The following is a 24,924-nucleotide window of genomic DNA, read 5'->3' as shown; positions in this document are numbered from 1 at the left end:
AATGAAAGCGCTAAAATGAAATTAATAAATAAAAGGGGAACAATCATTATTAACAGAGAGAGGTGAATCAAAATGAAACAAATTGACTTTAATCAGGGTTGGTGTTATGGGAAAGTTGGTCAAAAAACAGAAACAGAAATAACATTACCACATGATGCAATGCGACTTGAGCCGCGAACAGAAAAAAGCGATGGTGCAGGTAATATTAGTTGGCATATGGGTGGCGACTATGTTTATAAAAAAAATTTTTTCATACCAAAAGAATATCAAGATAAATTTATTATATTTGAGTTCGAAGGCGTTTACCGAAATGCTGAAGTATATATCAATGGTGAAAAAGCCATGTATCGTCCGTATGGCTACACTAATTTTTATGTCGAAGCTAATAAATTTTTGCAATACGATTCGGATAACACTATCGAAGTTATTGCTCGAAATGCGGATCAACCTAATAGTAGATGGTACACCGGATCAGGTATTTATCGACCAGTACATATGCACGTTCTATCAAACAAGCATGTCAAGTTGAATGGCATCAAAGTAAAAACACTAGATATTTCTCCCGCTGTAATTGAGGTCATAGTTGAAACAAATTCACCAGGGGAAGTGAGAGTTGATATTAAAGATCAAACCGGTGTTGTGGTGTCGAAAACTGAAGAAACTACCGGTACTGTCACTTTAAAGATGAAGGTACCTGAAGCAAAGCTATGGTCTCCCAATACCCCAAACTTATATACTTGCCATGTTGAATTTGAACAACAACAATATGAAACGACATTTGGTATCCGTACCATCCAATGGGGACCAGATAAAGGGTTAGAGATAAATGGTGAACGAGTGATATTAAAAGGTGCGTGTGTTCACCATGATAATGGACTTTTAGGTGCAGCAGCTTATGAAGATGCGGAAAGACGAAAAGTGAAAGTACTTCAAGATGTTGGGTATAACGCTATACGCTCGGCACATAATCCATGTTCGAAAGCAATGTTAAGAGCTTGTGATGAACTAGGGATGTTAATGATGGATGAGTATGTGGATATGTGGTATATCCATAAAACGCGCTATGACTATGCTGATTACTTTAGTGACTGGTGGCAAGCAGATTTAGAAGATATGGTGAATAAAGATTATAATCACCCAAGTGTTATTCTTTATTCCACAGGAAATGAAGTTTCTGAAACAGCACAAGAACGGGGAATTAAAATCACTGAAGAAATGACAGCGTTTTTGCACAAGCTTGATGCTACTAGACCAGTAACTTGTGGTGTGAATATCTTTTTTAATTATTTAAGTTCATTAGGTTTCGGTGTCTATACCGATGAAAAGGCAAGTAAAGACAGTAAAAAGAAAGCTGTAGGTAGTGAGTTTTATAATAAATTAGCCGGGATTTTGGGCGACAAAACAATGAAAATTGGTGCTGCACTCCGTGGATCGGATCTAAAAACACGGGATGCATTCGAGAATATGGATAGTGCTGGTTATAATTATGGCATTTTGCGCTATAAAAAAGATTTAAAGAAGTATCCTAATCGATTGATTCTTGGCACAGAAACATTTTGTAAAGATGCCTATGAGTTTATGGAACTCGCTAAAAAACACCCAAGAATTATAGGTGATTTTGTTTGGGCTGGATTTGATTATCTGGGTGAAGTAGGTATTGGCGCATGGGTGTACGAAGACTATGCACCAAAGAAAAAAGATCAAACAGCTTGGATGACGGCGGGTAGTGGTCGCATAGATATTACTGGCCGTGAGATAGGAGAAGCGTTATTTACGAAAGTGGCACTTGAAAAGACAAAAGGCCCATTGATTGCTGTGAAGCCCGTATATCAGACTGGGAAACACTCTCCTTCAGCTTGGAAAATGACTGACGCAATGCCGTCTTGGACTTGGCCTGGATGTGAGGGTATGAAAGCAAGAGTGGAAATATATGCTCGTGCTGCCTCCGTTCATTTATTAGTGAACGATAAAATTGTTGCAAAGAAAAAAATAACGAAGGGCTGCCGGACAGTAGTTAATACACCATATAAAAAGGGAGCGATTACTGCTATCGCATATGATGCTTCAGGCGATGAAGTTGGGCGTCATACATTAAAGACAGCTGCAGAACCAACATATTTAACCTTGGAATCAGAAGAAAAAATCGTGGAATCTGGTGGATTAAACTACATTCGGATTGCCTATACAGATGAAGAAAAAATAGTAAAGCCAATGGAGAAAAACAAAATTAGTATAAACGTCATTGGCGGGAAACTATTAGGACTTGGTCACGCTTGTCCGTATAATCCAGAAGGTTATACCAATTCAGAAACAAGTACTTACTATGGGGAAGCAATGGCTATTGTGCAAGCAGATGACCCACATGCTTCTTCCGTCACGATAAAAGCAAAAGACAGTAATCGAACAGCAGAAATAATAATTCCAATAAGAAAGGAGGAGAGGAATGCTAGCTATTAAACGTTTTACAGTCAATGATATGATCGCAGAATGTGTGACAGATCAAAAACAACCAGTATTTTCTTTTGCGCTAGAAAGTGATCAACAAGATGTAGTATTAGAAGTAGCAACATTAAAGATGGGAAACTGGCAACGTAAAGTAAATACGCAAATTGGAATTAAGTACAACGGACCTGAACTCGTTCCGTTTACCGAATATAAAGTGTTACTAGAAGTGATAGATAACCATGGAGAAACTGCAACCGCTTCCTTGACATTTGAAACAGGGCGGTTAGGAACACCGTTTCAAGCAAAGTGGATAACAAACGGAAGCTATCATTTCACGGAAAGAAAAACTTCACCTAAACCGATGCATTTCAAACGTCAATTCTCTTGTCAGAAAGAAGTGGTGAAAGCTCGGCTTTATACAACCGCATTGGGAATATACGAGGCGAAGTTAAATGGTGAAAAAATTGGTGCAGACTACTTTGCACCAGGGTTCACCTCTTATAAAAATCAGTTGCAGTATCAAACCTATAATGTTACTGATCAGTTAAAAGAATCGAACGAACTGTTTTTTACCGTTGCTGGTGGATGGGCAGTAGGTGCATTTACTTATGCTAGACGAAATCGAGTATATGCAAAGCGCCAAGCTCTATTTTGTGAGTTGCATATTGAATTTGAAGATGGTTCAAAAGAAATTATTGCTTCTGATGAAACATTTTCCGTTACGATGAATGGACATATAAAAGAAGCAGAGTTTTACAATGGTGAAGTATATGATGCAACAGTGAACATGGATGACAGTCATTGGGAAAAAGCAACTTTAGAACAGGTGAAAATAAAACCGGAAATCTTAGCGCAGTATGGGTTACCTGTTCGGGCGAAAGAAAAGTTCAAACCAATTACGCACTATAAAGCTAAATCAGGTATGTGGATTTATGATTTTGGCCAGAACTTCGCAGGTGTAGTTGCAGCGAAAATCAAAGGCAAAAAAGGTCAGAAAATTATATTTAAACATGCAGAAATTTTAATGGAAGGTGAATTGTTCACCGAACCACTTAGATCAGCAAAGCAAGAGAGCGTATACATTTGTGAAGAAGGTCAACAAACTTATTCACCGACAATGACTTATATGGGCTTTAGATATGTTGGAGTAACAGGAATTGACCCTGAAAACCTTGAGTTAACGGCAAGAGCGCTTTATTCCAATGTAGATGAAACAGGATATTTTGAATGTTCCAATGATTTGTTAAACCAATTACAAAGCAATATCAAATGGGGAACAAAATCAAACTTTGTTGATATACCCACAGATTGTCCCCAAAGGGATGAGCGTATGGGTTGGACGGGAGACATTGCTCTATTTGCTTCAACTGCGTCATTTAATTTTAATACACGTCGCTTTTACGATAAATGGTTACTAGATGTACAGAAAGAACAGAATCGTGGAGGAGGAATCCCTGTTACTGTTCCTTTAGTTAGAGTACCGTTTCAATGGGAAATAATGATCCCTATGGCTGTCGATCATTGGGGTGATGCTTGTATTCTAGTTCCTTGGGCAGAATATCTCACCCGTGGAGATGTGAGTCTATTAAAGCAAATGTACCCTACGATGAAAAAATATGTGAAAGCATGTAAGTTTTGGGCAGAACTTTTCTCGGTCGGTAAACATCGACGAATTTGGCGTTTATTGCACCATTACGGTGATTGGGTTGCTCCCGAAGGTGGTTTATGGACTTGGATGGGTCGCGGGAAATGGACGGCGACGGCAAGTCTTGCGAACACAACAAATTTACTAGCTCAAATAGCTGAAATACTAGAGAAACCAGACGATGCGAAATATTACAAGAAACTGAGTGAGGAAACATCGGCAGCATACCGATCATTATTAATGGATAAAGACTGTCGAGTAAAAAAAGAATTTCAAACGGCTTATGTTTTGCCTCTCCATTATAAGATGTTAAATCGAGGTGATGCATCAAAAGCTGCTTCCCATCTCGCACGGATGATTAAAGAAAATAGTTATCATATCGGTACAGGTTTCCCCGGTACACCGTATGTGCTTTTTGCACTAGCAGATAACGGATACATCGATGAGGCATACAAAATGCTTCTGACAGATACCCGTCCGTCTTGGTTATTCCAAATTAAAGCAGGAGCTACTACGATTTGGGAACGATGGGATGCACTAAGAGAAGATGGAACAAGTAATACAGGGGCTGATGATGGGACGAATGGAATGGTTTCCTTCAACCATTTCGCAAATGGTGCTGTTGGCGACTTTATGTACCGGCGCATTGCTGGTATAGAACCGATAGAAGGTGGTTACAAAACATTTAAGATTGAACCAATATTGGGCGGTGGATTGACCTATGCAAAAGCAGAAGTCGAAACAGCATATGGGAAGGTAAAAAGCCATTGGACCTTGAAAGATGATAAATTTTCAATCGACATCCATGTACCAGTAGGAACAACTTGTAACCTCACACTACCAAATGGAAAGTCTTATGTAGTAACTAGTGGACATTATCAATTCCAAGAAGATAGAGAGGTTATAGAAAATGAATGCTAATAAATTTTTTGATTCACCGATTGCTCGAACAAAAGTTACCTCTGCGAAGGTCAAATCAAAAGAATTGTTTATCGGGTACTTTGTTGGTCCGTTTTTAGCACTGCTATCCAATGCTATATTCGGTGCATACTTAAATCGTTATTACTCGGATGTTATCGGTTGGACGGATACAAGTCGTTTTGGAATCTTTTCAACAATTATTCCGCTCACTTCTGTGATCTTTGTTGTACTAGGTAATTTGCTTGTAGGACGATTAATTGATAGAACGCGAACGAAGCAAGGGAAAGCCCGTCCTTACTTATTGATATCAGCACCTTTGCTCGTTATTGCAATCGCATTCTTGTTCTTAACACCAACATCATTGAGTCCAATGGTACAAATGATCTGGATAGGTTTATCTTATAACCTTTATTATGCAGTAGCATTTCCATTTTTCTATACGGCACATAGTTCTATGGTGGGTCTCTCCACCCGGAACAGTAATGATCGCGGTAAACTTGCTACTTTTTCAAATGCATCAGGTGTTGCGGCAATCGGTATTGGTGGAAGTATTTTAGTTCCAATATTCTTACAAGGATTTTTATTTGTTTCGCATAATGGTGTCATCGATCGAGTTGCAAGTTATAACAATTGGCGCATCATGATGATTGCTTTATGTGTTATTACCTTTTTTGCGATATTGCTTGAGTACTTTTATACTCGGGAACGAATTACAGAAGAAACGGTAAAGTTATCGATAACAGAAGAAAAAATTTCTGTAAAAAAACAAATTAAAGGTTGTATATCTAGTCCCTACTGGTGGTTAATTATTTCTTATTTCTTGTTATTCCAGTTTGGGGGTATGGTTAAAAATGGTTCCATGAGTTTCTATGCGCGCTGGATGTTCGATAGCGTTACCGATGAGGCATCTGCAGGTTTTGCAATGGGTACATTGGGTTTAATCGGCGGAATTCCAACAGCGATTGGAATGCTGTTAGCTTGGCCAATTGCACATAAGCTTGGCAAAAGAAATGCTGTACTTTATGGAATGATTATCGCTGTTATAGGTGGTTTAGTAAGTTTTGTAGAAGTAAATAATCTTTACGTTGTATCAGCAGGTCTCATCTTAAAGGGAATTGGTTCCATTCCTGCGATGTACGTTACGCTTGCTATCCTATCAGATGTTTTAGATCATTTAGAAGCTAAAAATGGGTTTCGCAGTGATGGGTTTACGATGTCAGTTTACGGTTCTATTATGGTTGGTTTAATGGGGGTAGGTAGCGGGTTCATTAATGCTCTGCTAACTGCAAGTGGCTATAATCCATTGGCAACAGTTCAAAGCGAAACCGTTGAAGGTGTGTTAGCATTCGCCTTTTTGGGATTTGAATTAATATGCTACGCCGTGATTGTAATCTTAATGCTTTTCCTAAATGTAGAAAAGCATATTGAGGAAGATCAGAAAAAAATCGTAGAGTTTCAAAAAGAACGAGTATTATCTTCAGGTGGTGAATGGATTGATCCAGAGGAAAGACTAAGACTTGAAGAAGAAGAGGCTGAAAGAGAAGCCAGAAGTTTAAGAGAAAAGAAAAAAACATCAAAAGGTAAGAAAAAAATGTGATTACTTAACACTCCTCAGTGAGTGCACGTCTATTGTGAATCTACCTGAGGAGCGTTAATATCAATAAATATTATTAAAGGAGAGAGGTAAATGAAAAAGAAATCTATCCGTTTATGGCGAGGTCTATTAGCATTATTCTTGTCATTGTCTATTGCATTGATGGGGTTAACAAGTGTTGCAGACCAATGGCGTCCGATCATTGATCAAGCCTTTGGAACAACAAGTACAGAGACAATTAATGATGCAAGGTTTATTTCTGATTATGAAACAACAGATGAGCTTATTGAAGCACATGAGGAATTAGGGGAAAGGATGGGAGCAGAGGGTGTCGTTTTATTGAAAAATGAAAATCAAGCGCTTCCATTAAATAATGAGAATCCTAAGGTTACACTTCTTGGTATGGGTAGTGCTTATCCATTTTTAGGTGGTACGATGGGAAGTACTGTTACTAATGAGGAGCAAAAGAATCTTGCGCAGTCACTTGAAGAAAAGGGGTATGAAGTCAATCCAACAATGTTAGATATTTACACAGCACTTGGTAGTATTCAAACAGGTGAATTCGAGAGATTTGGAAACACGATCCCTGTTTTTGGATATAGACCAAGTAACTTCTCAATACCATATGAACCTTCTGAACCTGCACTTAATGTGTATACAGATTCTACAGATGGTGCTGGTGCATCGGAAGATTATGTGGATAGCTTTAATGAATATAACGATGCTGCTATTGTTGTATTTTCACGTCCCGGATCTGAGGGAAGCGACTTTTATCCAGGTAAAAAAGGTATTGATTCAGAAGAATACGGAACTGATACCCCACTTGGCTTAGCAAATAATGAAAGAGCTGTTTTAGAATTAGCAAAGAGTAACTTTGATACTGTCATTGTTATGATTAACAGTAGTTCGACGATGGAAATTGAAGAGTTAAAACAAGATGATGAGGTTGATGCAATTCTCTACGTTGGTTTTCCAGGGGCTTATGGTTTCTTAGGTATTGCAGATGTTCTAAAAGGAGAAGTAAGTCCATCAGGTCGCTTAACTGACACGTATGCTGTGCATACAGCAAATTCTCCTGCAATGCAGAATTTTGGTAAAGTAGAATTAGATGATTTAAGTCCGATAAATTATCCAGGTTCTTTGATGGGAGATCTGCCAGCAACATCGCCGTTAGGTAGTTTTGGTGGAGATGCTTCGATGGCAGCTGACCACTATATAATCCAAGCGGAAGGTATTTATACCGGTTATAAATATTACGAGACACGATACTATGATAGCATTATTGGAGCTGGAAATGCAGATAGCTCAGTAGGTGCAGGTAATGGTGCATCCTCATGGATGTATGAAAATGAAGTTACCTATCCTTTTGGTTATGGTTTATCGTATACAACATTTAGTCAATCACTTGATAGTTTAGAAGTTGATATGGATGAGCGTACAATCACGGCAACAGCTACAATTGAAAATACAGGTGAGACAAGTGGCAAGCATGTTGCACAACTTTATGTACAAACACCTTATACAGATTATAATAGAGAGCAAAATATTGAAAAATCAGCAGTTGACTTATTAGGTTTTGAGAAAACGAATACACTTAATCCAGGGGAACAAGAAACCGTTACGATTACTGTTGACGCAAAGTATATGGCAAGTTGGGATTCGTCAGCTAAGGATGGAGAAGGTGGTTACATCCTTGATGGTGGTGATTACTTCTTTACATTAGCAGAAAATGCACATGCAGCAGTAAATAACATTCTTGTAGAACAAGGGTTTTCGGTTGATGGTGACGATATGCTAGTATCTGTGGTAGAAATCGGTGAAGAGGGATTTGTAGATGAAACAACCTTTGCATATTCTGATAATGGTACTCCTGTAGTTAATCAATTAGAAGATGCAGATATCAACTATTATAAACCTGGTTATGCTACTTATCTAACTAGAAATGATTGGGAAGGTACATTTCCTCGAACCTATGATGATCTCGCTATTGACGGTGATAAAGTGGATGAATGGGTTCAAAATCTTGCCAATGAAAATTATCATTTTATACAAAATGGTGACGCTAATGTAGATGGGATTCAACATGAATTAAACTTTACTGATATGGCAGGTGTTGATGATATTGATGATATTCGTTGGGATCATCTAGTAAATCAAATACCTTTAGACATTTTGATTCCGAGAATTGCAAAAGGTGGTAGTACAAGTGATGTGATCGAAGAAATTAATTCACCTTTAATTTATCAAAATGATGGACCAAACGGATTTGGTGGAACACTTAGTGGTAGAGGCTTAAATGAAGACGATGAAAATGCTGATTATGCATTGGGAACAATGGCTAATGCAACATTGATCGCAAGTACATTCAACAAAGATCTTGCTCATGAGTGGGGCGAATTAATGGGTAATGACGGTCTTTGGAGTGGTAATTATCTTATTTGGGGTGTTGCGTCTAATATACACCGAACACCTTATAATGGACGAAACCACGAATATTATTCTGAAGATCCAATGGTTTCAAATTATATGTCTATAGCTACAGTTCAAGGAGCACTTAATTACGGTGTTATTGTTGGACCTAAACACTTTGCATTTAATGATCAAGAAACACAACGTAGTGGTATCGCTCCTTATATGACAGAACAAAAAGCGCGTGAGGGAGATCTTCGTGCCTTCCAAGGACCTTTTGAAGATGGTGGAGCATTGGGTGGTATGGTCACCTTTAGCCGTATAGGTGCGACGAATGGAAATAACTCCGTACCACTTCTAATCAATATTTTACGTGAAGAATGGGGTTTTAACGGCTTACTTTCAACTGATATGGTTAATAACATGGGTTACTTCCGTCCTGAGTCTATTATCAATGCAGGTGTGACGATGATGGCAGACTTTGGTTCTAATGAGACGATGGAACAAGTGAGAGACTCATGGCCGTATTTTACAGTCGATCGTGTTTCGCAAGACGAAACGTTTGTTGAGAGAGCAAGAGAAAATATGAAATATCAATTGTATGCTTATGCTCAAAGTGCCGCTCAAAATGTTCAAACAACTAGAGTGACGCCTTGGTGGGAATCAGCTATGAATATAGGTATTTATGGTGGTATGGCACTTGCTATATTAAGTTTTGCACTCTATTTGTTAGCAATCTTAAAAGCTAAGAAGGAGGAAGCATAATGAATTTCTTAAAAAATCAAAAAATAGGATTTTTCGCTTATATAATTGTTGGATTGATGACAATCACAACATTAAGCATCTACATTTCTAATGTGAATAAGCCTTATTATGAGGATATGCGTATGAATGTACTTTTCATGCTGATCGGTGCTATAGTGGCTATATTGGTTTCAATCATTCTACCGCAATTAGGAGACTCTAAAGGCGTAAAAATTCTAGTAGATGTAAGTCGTATCATTGCAACTGTCCTCATTATTTGGGCAGGTGTAAGATTCATTAGTATGAGAGTTGAGTCTTTCGGGTATATTTTTGGATCAAATCTTGAATTAGGAAATGAGGCAGCTTTCGAAGCTGGAGAGCAAGCAGTAATGCTTATAGTTATTTTTGTAATAACATGGGTATTATCGATCCTTGCTTCATTCTTTGATATTGGTAAAAAAGCTTACTAAATTATTTACATTGGTCCTAGGCCTGATGAAAAGGATTCATGTTTGAAGCTTAGGAATTGTTAGAACATATTAAAATCGAATCTGTAGTTAATAAAAGAGGAAACCACTATCACCGCTGTTTCCTCTTTTTTACATATTTTAAAACTTACTGAAAATAACTAAATGTGGAACCCAAAATGTTGTAATGCAACAGCTACACAATATGATTACCATTCATTAAAGAAAACCTACCGTTGATGAATAAATGATCTATTTAAAAGGCTGTGTGTTAAAATTTGAATAAGCTCTTTTAAAAAAGCATAAAATGAATACCCTTTCAAATTGATTTAACACTTTCAAAAAAATATTTCAAGTATTTAAAGCGCGAATCATCCTACACTATTTATAAGAGGTAATGCAATGAAGCATAATGACTTGATTAAACAAATGACACTAGAAGAAAAAGCTAGTTTAATGTCCGGAAAAGATTTTTGGCAAACACAAGACATTAAGCATTTAGGAATTAAAAGTATCTTTCTTGCAGATGGTCCACATGGGATTCGTAAACAAGCAGCAGCGGCCGATCACCTTGGTTTGAATGAAAGTATTCCTGCTACATGTTTCCCAACCGCTGCAACCGTTGCGAATAGTTGGAATATAGAACTTGGTGAAAAGATTGGAGAACATTTAGGTCGAGAGGCGGTATCACAAAAAGTAAATGTTTTACTTGGTCCAGGTATAAATATGAAGCGAAATCCTTTATGTGGAAGGAATTTTGAATATTTCAGTGAAGATCCATATCACGCAGGAAAATTGGCTTCTTCCTATATTAAAGGGATTCAATCTCAAGGTATATCTGCCTGTGTGAAACACTTTGCCGTTAATAATCAAGAAGAACGACGAATGACGATTGACACAATTGTAGATGAAAGAACATTACGTGAAATATATTTAACCGCTTTTGAAATGGCTATTAAAGAAGCAGACGTGAAGGCTGTAATGTCGCTTAAAACATGACGTTCAAGATTTTGATCAAGACCTTCATCATGATTTTGCTGAAAAAGTAGCGGATGAATCGATCGTTCTTTTAAAAAACGATGAACAGATATTATCTGTTAAGAAAGAAAAAAAGATTGCAATCATTGAAGATTTTGCAGCAAATCCTCGCTATCAAGGAGCTGGTTCATCCGTTGTTAACCTGACAAAGCTCGATAATACCCTATCAAGTGCAAATGAATTAAACCTCAATGTAATTGGTTATGAAGCAGGCTTTCAACGCTACGGCAAAAAAAATCGACAAAATTAGACGCAGCTTGTCGTTTGGCAAAGAAAGCGGATGTTATTTTACTCTATCTCGGATTAGACGAAGTAACGGAAGCAGAAGGTCTCTATCGAACAAATATGTCGATACCAGATAATCAGATTTAATTACTAGAAGCTATTAATCAAGTGAATGAAAACATTATTGTTGTTCTTTCCTGTGGTTCAGAGGTTAAAATGCCTTGGGTTAATCAAACAAAAGGTTTGCTTCATGGATATCTAAGTGGGCAAGCGGGAGCTAAGGCAATGTTAAAAATCATAACTGGACTGGTAAATCCGTCGGGAAAGTTAGCGGAGAGTTATCCAATTAAATATGAAGATACACCAACTTATCATTACTTTCCAGGCAAGGAAGTCAGTGTAGAATATCGAGAAGCCCAGTTTATTGGCTATCGGTATTATGATACAAATAATATACCGGTACGTTATCCTTTTGGTTATGGGTTAAGTTATACATCATTTAGTTATGATATCAAAGTTGCACATAATCGTGTTGAATTCACATTAACGAATACAGGTAAACAAGCTGGAAAAGAAATTGCACAATTATATATTGGATCAGTATCAAATCAAATCTTTAGAGCGAAAAAAGAGTTGAAGGGTTTTTCAAAAGTTTTTCTAATGCCTGGAGAATCAAAGCGTGTATCGATTTTATTTAACGAGCAGACATTTAGATATTATAACGTAAAAACATCTCAATGGGAAATAGAAGAAAATAATTATCAAATCATGATTGGTTCTTCAAGTGAAGAGATTCGATTGTCTGCAGAGTTATTCGTGAAAGGCACAACCAGCATCATGCCATATGAACCTACTAAGTTATCACCGTATTATAATGGTGATATTACGAACATTGCAGATCAAGTGTTTGAAAAATTAATTGAACGAAAGCTACCGCAAGCAAACTGGAATCGGACTCAACCGTTGGATTATAACGACACGATCGCACAGTGCCAATACGCTAAAGGACTATTTGCTCGTTTTATTTTTCATGCTTTACGCTTTGTGCATAAATTCTTATGGAAGATTGGTAAGCAAAGTACCGCAAACCTTATCATGATGTCTGTCTACCATATGCCATTTCGTGGATATGCTCGAATGACTGGTGGTGCAATAAATATGCCAATGGTTGGTGGGATTCTCATGATTGTCAATGGTCATTTCTTTAAAGGATTAGCGCATATCTTTAAAGAAACACGAAAGATGAAGAAACTAAAAAAGCAGAAAAAAATAGTGAGTTTGATGAATCAACTATAAGAGTAATAAGTCATACATAAAGTGATTTAAATTATATTCAAAAGATAGTCAAGTTTATACAAGTACCTAGTGATCAGGTATAGTAAAGGTTGTGTAATAAATGAAACTTTTAACAGTCGTTATCCCATGTTACAACTCTGAAGATTATATGCACTACTGTATAGAATCATTACTTACTGGTGGAGAGGATATCGAAATACTGATAGTAAATGATGGATCTGTGGATAAGACGAAAAAGATTGCAGATACTTATGCTCTAAAATACCCTGCAATTATTAAAGTAATACATCAAGAAAACGGTGGACATGGAGAAGCGATTAATACAGGGCTAGACCATGCAACTGGTCTGTATTTTAAGATTGTTGATAGTGATGACTGGGTGGATACACGTGCGTATCTAAAAGTCCTTGAAACATTAAGGGGTTTTTCCGGAACTAATGAAACGATCGACATTCTTATTAGTAACTTTATTTATGAAAAACAGGGAAGCAAATATAGAAAAGTGATGCAATACAGAAAGGTTTTACCTGAAGACACTGTTTTTGGTTGGGAACAAGTAAAACCATTTAAGAAGGGTCAATTTATTTTAATGCATTCGATGATTTACCGAACCAACTTATTAAGAAAAAGTGAACTAAAGTTGCCTAAACATACTTTCTATGTAGATAATTTATATGTTTATACACCATTAAAGTATGCTACACGTATGTTTTATATTGATGTGGACTTTTACCGCTATTTTATAGGAAGAAACGACCAATCAGTTAATGAAAGTGTCATGATTAGACAGATTGATCAACAAATTAAGGTGAATAAGCTTATGATAGAAGCTGTTGATTTAGATGCAGTTGAAGAAGAGCGATTACGTGATTATATGCTGAAACACTTGGAGATAGTTACCGTTATTTCAGCGATTCTATTAATTCGTTCTGGAACAAAAGAGAATATCCAAAAAAAACGTATGTTGATGAAATATGTGAAAGAAGAAAATATTGAATTATATCGTAACCTGAAGTTTGGTTTGATGGGTCGGTTAATTAACCTTCCTGGAAAGCTAGGAAGAAAGATTAGTGTCATGGCATATAAAGTATCTCAAAAACTCATTGGTTTTAACTAAATGAACGCTTTTAAAGTTGCACTATTTCGATAGGTAATACACAGTTGATAAGGAATTAAGAATTTAAATGGTGGATATAGCTAAGTTGCTTTTGTGATTTTATAAAAATTAAAATCCTCATCATTAATATGGTGAGGATTTTAAAATTTCTTATAAATATTTCTCTAATTTCACAACAAATTGTTCTAAATATTCTTGGTCTAATTGATCAAAACGGTCTTTAATTGGGCTGTCAATGTCTAATACCCCATATATCTCGCCGTTCTTATGAACAGGAACTACAATTTCTGATTGACTAGCAGCATCACAAGCGATATGTCCTGGAAACTCGTGTACATTAGCGATACGCTGTGTTTGATTCGTTGAAACGGCAGTACCGCAGACTCCTTTTCCTACCTGAATCCTTACACACGCCGGTAGTCCTTGGAACGGTCCGAGGACAAGTTGATTATCTTTTAATAAATAAAAACCGACCCAATTTATTTCAGTTAGAAATTGATTTAATAATGCAGCACTATTGGATAAGTTTGCGATTTGATCTGTTTCGTCCTCAATGAGTGCTTCTAGTTGTTTTAGTAAGAGTTGATAATTTTTTTCTCGAGATTCTGAGTAACCTTTTGTTTCAAACATATATATCCCCCTTGTGTATTCTATCTATATCATTCATTATAGCCGTCCCTATTTCTTGTGGCAATACATAGGTGCTTCCATATTTGAGGAAATAAACTAGGAAATTTGTCAGATAACGAAATAATTTGATTTTTTTTAGCAAAAAAGAAGTGGTTCATGGTATGATAGGGATAATACATAAACTAGCAGAATTCTATGCAAATCAAAGAAATAAAGAGATAAAGTTAATGATTTATTTTTAGATATAGAGAAAAATCATTTGGGGAGGATTAACATGGGTGAAAACACAGTTGCCTATATCATAGGTTTTATTCTTATAATCATCGCGTTAATTATTGTTGGATTAATCTTACGCAAAAAAGTATATGATGAAGTTGATCGCTTAGAAGCATGGAAAATGGATATTATGAATCGAAGTGTAACGAAAGAATTGCAACGAGTCAAGGCTTTGAATCTATCCGGAGAAACACAAGAGAAATTTGAGTCGTGGAAAGAAACGTGGGATCAGATTCTAACAAGAACACTTCCTGATATAGAAGAGTTTTTATTAGATGCAGAAGAAGCAGCTGACCGTTTTCGTATGGGAACTGCAAAGAAAAATTTAAAAGCCGTTGAGCAAACGTTAAATGACATCGAAGAGACAATTGAACGTATGTATACGGAATTGGATGCGTTGTTAGACTCCGAAAAACAAAGTCGCAAAGAAGTTGCTGAGGTCTTACCACTAATGAAAGAGTTGCGTAATCTGTTGATTCAGAACCGTCATCTGTATGGACAGGCGGAATATCGTTTTGAAAAAGAAATAAATGAACAACAAGAATTATTGGATGAATTTTATAGTGCTAGTGACTCGGGTAACTACTATGAAGCGAGAAAAATCATTGATTCAATACGGCAAAATCTAAACTTGTTATTTGAAAAAATAGAAGAATTTCCGATTATTTATAAAAAATGTAAACGAGAGGTACCAGACCAAATTCATGAACTGTTAATAGGAATTCAAGAAATGAAAGAGGAAGGGTATCGAATTGAACATCATAATTTGGAAAAAGAGTTAAAAGGTTTTCAAGAACAATTAGAAAAACAAGTGGAACTTTTGGAAAAGAAAGATGTCGATGATTTATATTCCATGATAGAAACGATTGAAGAGAGAATTAGCGAAATATATTTATTACTTGAAAAAGAGGCGCAAGCGAAAACGTACCTTGAGAAACATCTTGATCCTTTTGATAATTTGATCCAAGAAGTAGCTGCAGATTTTGATGCGACAAATGAAGAAGTAACCGAGTTACAAAAAACGTATTACTTAGAAGAAAGTGATATGGAACTTTATCGTAATTTAGAAAAATGGATACATCAATTAGAGCGACAATACCACCAATTAACATCAGATTTAGAAGCAGATAAAGAAACGTATATTTCAATGCGTGATCAACTAGAGTCGAGTTATCAAGATTTAAAAAAATTAAAAGAATCTCACCAGGAGTTTAAAGCACAAGTGAGAACGATCCGTAAAGAAGAGCTCGAAGCAAAGAAAAAGATTCAGCAATTAAAGCGAGAGTTGTTTGATGCGAATCGTAAATTACAAAAAAGTAATTTGCCAGGTGTTCCTTCCTTTGTCTGGAATACCCTTGATGAAGCTACAGAAAAAAGTGAACAAGTGTTGGAAAAATTAGCACAACAACCTCTAGATATGGGAGCAGTAAGCCATGCATTAAAAGAAGCTGAAATATCTGTTCAAACCATGCTTGAGAAAACCAATTTGTTAATTGAGCAGGCGTATTTAGTGGAGAGAGTTATTCAATATGCTAACCGTTACCGAAGTAGATATCCATTGTTAGCGGCTAACTTACTCGAAGCTGAGGAGCTGTTTAGAAGTTACGCTTACGAGCAAGCCTTAGAAACAGCTACCCATGCACTTGAAGAGATTGAGCCTGGTGCAATCAAAAGGTTAGAATCAAGAATTAAAATACCTAGTTAGGAATGAGTGCGATGAAAATAGTAAGTCTCGTTTTTTCTAGTTTGATTACAATTAGTGTTTGGGCCAGCTTTTTTGTTTTAATTCAAGAGCCCACACCAACGTTTGAAAGTAATGATTTACAAGGAGTTAGTCGATTGGGATTTGAGCTTCACTCCTCTTTACATCGTCTCGAACAAGCAAGTACGGAGCAGACAGAAGTTCCAGAGGATAGTCCTACTAGTATTTCGAACGATGACGACAAGCCTTCATTAGAAGAAATGGCTAGCAGTAATCAAAATCAAGAAATACTTTATGAATTTGAACGATCCAACCCAGTTTCGGTTGACGATTTGTTGGCCGCATTAGGTATTCAACTTCAATAAGGAAAAGTCCCTTGCACTGTTGCATGGGACTTTCGCTATGTTTCCCTAGTAGAAATCTCTATTCAAGCTTTACAAGGTTGAAATCGGAAAAAAATCAATAATTAACTGTTTTGATCCAGCAAATATTATGATAAGATATTTCAATGCAATAAGGCATAAGGGAGTTATGTAATGATTTATTTTGATAATAGTGCAACAACAAAACCATTACCAGAGGTTTTAGCAAGTTTTCAAAAAGTTTCTCAAGAATATTATGGAAATTCATCTTCTATCCATCGTTTTGGAATGGAAGCGGACAAGCTATTAAGGAAAGCACATCAACAAGCTGCTGATTTGCTTGGAGTGAAATCGAAAGAAATAATTTTCACATCAGGTGGAACGGAAGGCAACAATCTGGCAATAAAGGGAATAGCGTTGGCGAATCAACATCGCGGAAAACACATCATTACTTCAGAAATTGAGCATCCTTCCGTACTTGCTTCTTGTAAAGCCTTGGAATCGTTAGGTTTTACTGTCACGTATTTACCGGTTGATCAAACGGGTGTTGTAAAAGTAAAAGATGTAGAAGAAGCGATTCAGAAAGATACGGTTTTACTTAGTATTATGCATATTAATAATGAGCTAGGTACAATTCAACCAATCGAAGAGATTGGGCAGCTAGTGAAAGATTTACCGACAACCTATTTTCATGTCGATGATGTGCAAGGGTTTGGTAAAACAAAATTAAAACTCGAAAATAGTGGGATTGATCTTTATACCATTTCTGGACATAAAATTCATGGGCTAAAAGGTACTGGATTGTTGTATGTAAAAGAAGGAATTAACTTATTTCCATTATTCCATGGAGGAACACAACAAATGAATTATCGTTCCGGCACAGAAAATTTAGCTGGGGCAGTTTCTTTTGTAAAAGCAATGCGTTTGATTGTTGAACATCAAAAGAATCATCAAGATTATTTGGTGGATTTACATGAACAATTGAGAAAAGAATTAACCGTCATTCCAGAAGTGAAAATAAACACAATCGAGGGTCAAGCGCCACACATTCTGAATTTTTCTATACCGGGGTATAAGCCAGAAGTAATTTTACATGCATTAGAAGAAAGAAATATCTTTCTTTCAACTAAATCTGCCTGTTCTTCAAAGAAATCAGTAGATAGTGCCGTATTAAAAGCAATTAACTTACCACGTGATCGCACAAGATCAGCATTAAGAATTAGTTTATCGTATCAAAATACAGCAGGTGAGATTGAATTGTTTTCACGCTCTTTAAAAAAAGTGATTAAGAAATTAAGTCAAACAATGGGGTAGATAATAATGTTATATGATCATATTGTAATTCGTTATGGCGAATTATCTCTAAAAGGTAAAAACCGAAAAGTTTTTATAAATCAATTACATGAAAATGTTCGAAATAAATTAACCGATTTTCCAGAGATTAAAATAAAAAATACGCGGGATCGCATGACGATACTGCTGAACGGAACCGACCCAGAACCAGTTATGAAGATTTGCCAATCCATTTTTGGAATTCAGAATTTAAGTTTAGCCATTAAAACGGAGAACGATGTGGAAGAAATCAAAGAGTCCGCATTGTTTGCTCTACAAGAAGCAAATCACGTACAAACATTTAAGATTACAACAAGAAGAGCAAATAAGGAGTTTCCGATTGGTTCACAGGAATTTAACCATGTTATCGGATCGCATTTATTGACAAATACAGAAGAGATAATGGTTAATGTTCATCAACCGGATATCGAATTGCATATTGATATTCGTAAGGATGCTACCTATATCACCTCTCAAAAAATAAAAGGTGCTGGTGGTCTACCAGTAGGTACTTCCGGAAAATCTTTGTTGTTATTATCAGGCGGAATTGACAGTCCTGTTGCTGGTTATTTAACTATGCGCCGTGGTGTTAAGATTGAGGCTGTTCATTTTCATTCGCCTCCTTATACAAGCGAAGCGGCTAAACAAAAAGTACTAGACCTGGCGGAGTTATTAACTCAGTTTGGACACGATGTTAAAGTTCATATGGTTCCTTTTACAGCATTACAACAAAAGATTCACAGAGAAATCCCTCACGGATATTCGATGACAGTGATGCGTCGGATGATGTTGAAGATTAGTGAGAAGATTGCAAAACAAGAAAATATTCTTTCTATCACTACGGGAGAAAGTTTAGGTCAAGTAGCAAGTCAAACAATGGAAAGTATGCATGCGATCAATGATGTGACAAATTTTCCGGTAATCCGACCGCTGATCGCAATGGATAAAGAAGCAATCATTGAAATTGCACAACAAATTGAAAGCTATGATATCTCTATTCGTCCATTTGAAGATTGCTGTACGATTTTTGTTCCGATAGCACCAAAAACGAAACCAAAGCGAGAAAAAGTTATTTTGTTTGAAAATAAATTAGATGTTACAAAAGAAATAGAAGAAATAATGAAAACGATTGAAGTAGTTACAGTCTCGAAAAACAGTGCTGTAGAGGGATCTATGGCAGATTTGTTTTAATCTCATATAGCGAATATTGGTACTTCTTGTCGATGAAAGGCGCCACATGAAAGAACTACCAGTAATTTTTCCGTATGAAAAACCCCTCTCGTACACATTCTAGAAATGTATTAAAGAGGAGGTGAATCAAACATGGCGACAAACAACAGTAGTAACCAATTAGTTGTACCAGGAGTTAGCCAAGCATTAGATCAAATGAAATATGAAATTGCACAAGAATTTGGTGTTAATTTAGGTGCTGATACAACATCTCGTGCGAACGGTTCAGTTGGTGGAGAAATCACTAAACGTTTAGTACAAATGGCTGAACAACAACTAAGTGGACAATCTAACTAATTTAAACAAGAAAATGACTATGTGATAATAAAAGAGGGTAGTGCTCAAGTAATGAGCACTACCCTTTTCAATAGTGAAATATTTTGTTATCTTTTAATATAGGATAAAGAAAGGAAGAGTATGATGGGAACGTTATGGTATGGTGGTACATTTTATACAATGATTGAAGAAAATGATCGTATTGAAGCAGTTTATACGGAAAATGGTAAAATTATTTCAACAGGTGATCTAAAATCTTTAAAGCATACATATCAAGATCGAATCACAGAAGCAATCGATCTTAACGGAAAAACTATTTATCCAGGATTTGTTGACAGCCACTTACATATTGTTGGTCACGGAGAAAAAATTGTTCATTTGGATTTATCAAAACATACTAGTGCTGAATACGTGTTAGAATCGATAAAAGAACGATTAGAGACTCTAAGCCCAGGTCAGTGGCTGATTGGAGAAGGATGGAATGAAAACCAGTGGGAGGTTCCACGTGTCATTCATCGAAAAGAATTGGATGAGATTTCAGACGGCCATCCAATCTTATTAACAAGAATTTGTCGTCATGCGATCATCGCAAATACGAATGCGATCAACCAAGCTAATATCAAATCAGATAGCCCTGATCCTCAAGGCGGAAAGATAGCTCGAGATTCTAGTGGCGAAATGACAGGATATTTTCTTGATACCGCACAAGATCTAGTAAAGGTTGCTATTCCCGTTCGTACACAAGCGGACCTAAAACAATTGATTGATAAATCGGTTGATGACTTGTTGCAGCTTGGTCTTGTCGGCGGACATAGTGAAGATCTAGCTTATTATGGAGAAAACAGTTTTGAAAAGACTTGGAATGCATACCATGAAAGTATAGATGGTGTGAAACGAAAATTTCGTGCTCACTTGTTAGTGCATCACGAAGTAATTGATGATTTTGAGCGCCATCATTATTCTTATGGAGACGGTAATGCGTATATTAATTTTGGCGCAATGAAGATTTTTTCAGACGGTGCACTAGGTGGAAGAACAGCATGGTTGAATGAACCTTATCATGACGACCCTACGAATTACGGTATTCCGATTCATACAGAAGAGAACCTGGAAGCACTAATTAAACGTGCACGAAGCTTAGAACTTCCAGTGGCCATTCATGCGATTGGAGACCGTGCTATTTTAACCGTTGCAAAATTATTGGCAAGAAATCCACTGAAAAATGGACGAAGAGATCGTATTATTCATGCGATGGTAGTTAATCAAGATGTTATAGATGCCTTGAAAAAGACAAACGCAGTTTTAGATATTCAACCGACGTTTGTTTCATCAGACTTTCCATGGGTTTTAGATCGTATTGGAGAGGAACGTGCAGAAAGAGCATATCCTTGGAAAACTTTTTTACAGGAAAATATTCCTTGTGCCGCTGGTTCCGATGCACCAATTGAAGAAGTAAATCCGTTATTAGGAATCCAAGCATTTGTTCAAAGACGATCAACGCTAGATGGAAAAATCTATATTGAAAAACAACAATTGTCTACTTACGAAGCAATATCGCTATACACAAAAGGAAGCGCTTATATCATTGGGGAAGAAAAGAGTAGAGGAGAAATAAAGGCAGGTAATCTTGCTGATTTTACCGTATTAGATCAAGATCCATTTCATGTACACCCTGACCAATTAGATCAAATAAAAGCAGTTATGACGATTGTTGATGGGGATATTATGTATCAAAGAACGGAATAAAAAAAGAAATCAACAGCTAACGTTCATTAGGTTTGAATAGTAGCGTTGGTTTCTTTTTATTTTCACCAAATTATATATGCAAGAAATAATAATGGTTAGAGTGAGTATTGCAATATGAACTGGACACAAAAACATAGTTATGGTGCATTGAACGTATTTACTTAATATGTTACGTTGATAATGATTAACCAATTTAAAAGCCAAAGTGAAATGTAATTCTCATAATTAAATGGAAAGAAGGGAGGGTGAACATATGAAAGCAATCGTCTATGTTTTTACAATTGCAATTATAAGTTTATCCTTAATAGGGTGTGCTAACCCAGAACGAGAAGTAAGAAGATTGACGAATGATTATTATGGTGCGCTTGTTAAAGAAAACTATGAAAAAGCATTCGAAACAGTATATTTATATGATGTGGACGATGATAATCATCCTACTGATGGAACGACCTTAAACGAAAAAGAAGCTAAAAACTTATATATGGAAAAAATAAACATATTAAAAGAAAACAACTACAAAATTACTGGGTTTGATATTACAGGCTTTACGTATATAGACGCAGCTCATGCTTTTGCTGAAGTAACAATCCATGGTGAGGTTGATGGTGAGGGTTTTGTATGGCATGAAATGGTAGATGCGTGGGGAGGGAAAGCTTGGATTCAAAATATAGAGGACCCCTTTGGAAAATATCGTGATGGAACATTGAATTTTGAGTTAGTACAAGAAGCATACGAGGATGGTGGTATTTAATCACGCTGTTTAATCTTAGACTTATTCTAAATTAAGAGAAGGAGTGATATTATTAAAGGCTTACTAACTTTGTTTTTGCTGGTACTGGTATTGGCGGGGTGTTCAAACAAAGATGATGTTCAAGACGCTTCGCTAAATGAGACAACCAATGAAATGGATCAGGAAAGTGTTTCTAATGAAGAATTGCTAACTAGGATTGATGAATTATATCAATTAAATGAAGAACTTGAAAAAAAATTAAACCAGCAAAAAAAAGTGATGAAACTTTTACCACAAGCTTGGGATTTTGCGGATCGCTTCCTTACCGCCTATGTCGAGTTGGATTTCGAAGTATTACATGCTCTGACGTCAGATGCCTATACGATTGAAGAGCAAGGTATACTGTTTACCGAATTAGAGACACATGTACCTTACCTTGCAGAACATAACCATGATTTATCTTATGTACTTAACGATTTTGAATTAATGGATGTTAATAATGGTAAGGTATTCATGAATATTGCGTTCTTCTTGGATGGTGACGATGAGCTTGATTCTGGAGATCTTGTATTCATGAACTTAGTTCTAGAAAGAAACGGAAATATGTGGATTGTTACAGATGTGGAGTTATCTTAAAAACAAGAATGCTCGCCCGGTCAACAATCAAAAAGACAGATGGACCTTTATGGCTATCTGTCTTTTTGTGTTGGAAAGTAGATACAAAAATCTAGCGCTACAAAAAGATAGCTGTAATATTGTCCCAATAAGAAAACTCAGGATTATTTACTGTTTGAATAGATCGATTGGAGAGCCGTACTAATAAGGATTGAATATTGCGAATGGAATAGGCTTCATTGTCTAGACCGATGATTGGATGGTCATTTCCGTCCTGTTTTATCTCTAATATCAACGTTCGATTTTGATTAAGAATAAGTGATGAACCTAAAGAGTTAGAAGATTTATTGGTGAGCGGTGCCAATTCGGTTAACTGCAAGCAAGGTAACTCTGGATCAGTGACTGCTCCCTTTGTAGATTTGTTGTATCCGGTACTACCAGAAGGTGTGGAAACAATCAATCCATCTCCTTGATAATGCTCAAAAAAGTGGTTATCAATATATACATCAATTGCCAGAGTCTTAATAATGGAAGAGCGCACAACGGTTTCATTTAAACATAATGCTGGTGGCTCGTTATTGATCGAGACCTCCAGTAAAGGAAAACGAACAAAGTCAAATGAATTTTCCTTGAGTAAGGAAAAGAAAGATTGTACATTACGATAAGAAAAATTTGTATAAATTCCAGGTGAGTCTGTGTTACTCATTCCCACATACAAACAGGATGATCGAAAGCCAGTTTTACGAACGCCATGTAGAAAATTTCCATCATCACCAAAACAAATAATAATATCGGCTTGCTTATGCTCATTTGTGAGCATAAAACCATATTTTTTTGCTGTTGTTGATATTTCGTCCACTTGCTCTTGGGTTTGTTTCTCTTTTTTGTGATGAAGATATATAGTACGGAAGTTTTCCATGCTCTAACCCCCCTGAATAATTTGATAGTATTCTATTACCAATCTTAGACAAAACTAAACCTGTATTAAGCTTATTCTGATTGCTAACTTTTTAAGAAACCGAACTCATATTAGCTTTGTGAAACATTCGTTACTCATTTTACATGTAGATTTGGAGGTACAAGAAATGATTTGGTTTATTTTATCTGCCGTTGTCCTATTATTGATTATTATTTTTCTTGTGCTACCGTGCAAAGGAGACCTTACTGTTCAGATTCAAAACAATAATTGTCAATTAGACATCTGCGTAAAGGTTCTAGGTCTAACCATTTATCGACAAGAAAAGGCGTTTTCCCTTTTGCAATTAGACGTAGAAAATACAGATGTATTCCAACCGGAAAAAATAAAAAAATGGAAGCGTGTATGGAAAGAAAAACAACAATTATTCAACTGCTTTTCCCGAATGAAAATTCAGCAATACAGTTGGGATACGAAATTCGGTTTGCCTGATGCACCGGATACTGCGATAGTCAGTAGTTTTTTATGGATGCTAAAGGCATTCATCCATGCTCTTTTAGATATACAGTTCACATTAAAAGCAACGCCTAAATATGAGGTGAAACCCTATTATCATCAAACCTTCTTGCAATCAAGTATGCAGTGTATTTTTTCAATGCGAATCGGACAAGCTATCCATACACTCATTACATTGAATAAATGGAAGAAAAAAATAACAACCGATCAGGAGGAAAATTGATGAATCAAATACACCCAATTGAAGGGTTAATGACAACAGCGATGGAACAACTAAAGCATATGATTGATGTGAATACAATTATCGGGGACCCTATCCAGTCAGCCGACGGAAGTACAATTATTACTGTATCAAAAGTGGGATTTGGATTTGCGGCAGGGGGGAGCGAGTTTTCTCCTCAAGGATCGAGTAATGATAAACAGGATCAACAAGATTTGGAAGAGATTTTACCATTTGGTGGTGGAAGCGGTGGCGGAGCTACTATTACACCTATCGCATTTTTGGTTGTTCATAAACAAGGGTTAGAGCTCGTTCATTTACACGAACATTCGCACCTTTATGAAAAGCTAGTAGACGTTGCGCCAATTGCTCTAGAAAAAATTAAAGAAATGCTCGAATCCAAGAAACGTCGATAATACGGTTCCATACCATCAGGGGAAATTGCTAGACACCAGACGGGAATGCCTTCATA

Annotated in this window: 18 protein-coding genes and 1 pseudogene; 17 read left to right on the top strand and 2 right to left on the bottom strand. The window is 36.4% G+C overall.

Going from position 1 to position 24,924, the window contains the following annotated elements:
* Positions 1–72 precede the first annotated feature (72 nt).
* The 7 genes and pseudogenes from OWO01_RS08350 to OWO01_RS08315 all read left to right on the top strand — a co-directional run bounded on the left by OWO01_RS08350 (position 73) and on the right by OWO01_RS08315 (position 13,901).
* Positions 73–2,457: a glycoside hydrolase family 2 TIM barrel-domain containing protein gene (locus OWO01_RS08350; RefSeq protein ID WP_268779992.1), complete on the top strand. Its 2,385-nt coding sequence runs from the start codon at positions 73–75 to the stop codon at positions 2,455–2,457.
* Entirely contained in the window at positions 2,444–5,011 is a 2,568-nt protein-coding gene (locus tag OWO01_RS08345; protein WP_268779991.1) for a family 78 glycoside hydrolase catalytic domain, read from the top strand. The genes OWO01_RS08350 and OWO01_RS08345 overlap by 14 nt, the downstream gene beginning before the upstream one ends.
* Positions 5,001–6,608 (top strand): MFS transporter, encoded by a 1,608-nt coding sequence (locus OWO01_RS08340; protein WP_268779990.1) that lies wholly within the window; start codon positions 5,001–5,003, stop codon positions 6,606–6,608. Before OWO01_RS08345 ends, OWO01_RS08340 begins: the two co-directional genes overlap by 11 nt.
* Before the next feature lie 90 nt (positions 6,609–6,698).
* Complete coding sequence (locus OWO01_RS08335; protein WP_268779989.1) at positions 6,699–9,779, top strand: beta-glucosidase; 3,081 nt, start codon at positions 6,699–6,701, stop codon at positions 9,777–9,779.
* Positions 9,779–10,228: a hypothetical protein gene (locus tag OWO01_RS08330; protein WP_268779988.1), complete on the top strand. Its 450-nt coding sequence runs from the start codon at positions 9,779–9,781 to the stop codon at positions 10,226–10,228. The genes OWO01_RS08335 and OWO01_RS08330 overlap by 1 nt, the downstream gene beginning before the upstream one ends.
* A 399-nt stretch (positions 10,229–10,627) precedes the next feature.
* A pseudogene (locus OWO01_RS16190) lies at positions 10,628–12,784 on the top strand (beta-glucosidase).
* Positions 12,785–12,884: 100 nt separating this feature from the next.
* Entirely contained in the window at positions 12,885–13,901 is a 1,017-nt protein-coding gene (locus tag OWO01_RS08315; RefSeq protein ID WP_268779986.1) for a glycosyltransferase family 2 protein, read from the top strand.
* A gap of 150 nt (positions 13,902–14,051) precedes the next feature.
* On the opposite strand, the gene OWO01_RS08310 is transcribed toward OWO01_RS08315, so the two are convergent.
* Complete coding sequence (locus OWO01_RS08310) at positions 14,052–14,531, bottom strand: GAF domain-containing protein (protein WP_268779985.1); 480 nt, start codon at positions 14,529–14,531, stop codon at positions 14,052–14,054.
* Between the two features lie 274 nt (positions 14,532–14,805).
* On the opposite strand from OWO01_RS08310, the gene ezrA reads away from it, so the two are divergent.
* The 8 genes from ezrA (at position 14,806) to OWO01_RS08270 (ending at position 22,821) form a co-directional block, all read left to right on the top strand.
* The gene (gene ezrA / locus OWO01_RS08305) at positions 14,806–16,512 is read left to right on the top strand and encodes a septation ring formation regulator EzrA (RefSeq protein ID WP_268779984.1); all 1,707 of its coding nucleotides are present in this window, start codon (positions 14,806–14,808) and stop codon (positions 16,510–16,512) included.
* An 11-nt stretch (positions 16,513–16,523) separates the two neighbouring features.
* Positions 16,524–16,874, top strand: a complete 351-nt coding sequence (locus OWO01_RS08300) for a hypothetical protein (RefSeq protein ID WP_268779983.1) — start codon at positions 16,524–16,526, stop codon at positions 16,872–16,874.
* A 171-nt stretch (positions 16,875–17,045) separates the two neighbouring features.
* Positions 17,046–18,185, top strand: coding sequence for a cysteine desulfurase family protein (locus OWO01_RS08295; protein WP_268779982.1), 1,140 nt, complete (start codon positions 17,046–17,048; stop codon positions 18,183–18,185).
* Positions 18,186–18,191: 6 nt separating this feature from the next.
* On the top strand, positions 18,192–19,394 hold the full coding sequence (gene thiI / locus OWO01_RS08290) for a tRNA uracil 4-sulfurtransferase ThiI (RefSeq protein ID WP_268779981.1): 1,203 nt from the start codon (positions 18,192–18,194) through the stop codon (positions 19,392–19,394).
* A 132-nt stretch (positions 19,395–19,526) separates the two neighbouring features.
* Complete coding sequence (locus OWO01_RS08285) at positions 19,527–19,730, top strand: alpha/beta-type small acid-soluble spore protein (protein WP_268779980.1); 204 nt, start codon at positions 19,527–19,529, stop codon at positions 19,728–19,730.
* 123 nt (positions 19,731–19,853) lie between these two features.
* Positions 19,854–21,455 (top strand): amidohydrolase, encoded by a 1,602-nt coding sequence (locus tag OWO01_RS08280; protein ID WP_268779979.1) that lies wholly within the window; start codon positions 19,854–19,856, stop codon positions 21,453–21,455.
* A 253-nt stretch (positions 21,456–21,708) separates the two neighbouring features.
* A complete protein-coding gene (locus OWO01_RS08275) occupies positions 21,709–22,206 on the top strand; it encodes a hypothetical protein (RefSeq protein WP_268779978.1) in 498 nt (165 codons plus the stop codon).
* A gap of 90 nt (positions 22,207–22,296) precedes the next feature.
* On the top strand, positions 22,297–22,821 hold the full coding sequence (locus tag OWO01_RS08270) for a hypothetical protein (RefSeq protein WP_268779977.1): 525 nt from the start codon (positions 22,297–22,299) through the stop codon (positions 22,819–22,821).
* Between the two features lie 97 nt (positions 22,822–22,918).
* Here the strand turns inward: OWO01_RS08270 and OWO01_RS08265 are convergent, their stop codons facing one another.
* The gene (locus OWO01_RS08265) at positions 22,919–23,719 is read right to left on the bottom strand and encodes an NAD kinase (protein WP_268779976.1); all 801 of its coding nucleotides are present in this window, start codon (positions 23,717–23,719) and stop codon (positions 22,919–22,921) included.
* 166 nt (positions 23,720–23,885) lie between these two features.
* Here OWO01_RS08265 and OWO01_RS08260 point away from each other — a divergent pair, with 166 nt between their 5' ends.
* Both OWO01_RS08260 and ytfJ read left to right on the top strand, forming a co-directional pair.
* Positions 23,886–24,455: a DUF2953 domain-containing protein gene (locus OWO01_RS08260; protein ID WP_268779975.1), complete on the top strand. Its 570-nt coding sequence runs from the start codon at positions 23,886–23,888 to the stop codon at positions 24,453–24,455.
* On the top strand, positions 24,455–24,868 hold the full coding sequence (gene ytfJ, locus OWO01_RS08255; protein WP_268779974.1) for a GerW family sporulation protein: 414 nt from the start codon (positions 24,455–24,457) through the stop codon (positions 24,866–24,868). The genes OWO01_RS08260 and ytfJ overlap by 1 nt, the downstream gene beginning before the upstream one ends.
* Positions 24,869–24,924: the final 56 nt, after the last annotated feature.

It is taken from the genome of Natronobacillus azotifigens (assembly GCF_026805325.1).
Classification (GTDB): Bacteria; Bacillota; Bacilli; order Bacillales; family Amphibacillaceae; genus Natronobacillus; species Natronobacillus azotifigens.
This window is presented reverse-complemented; position numbering and strand designations above follow the sequence as displayed.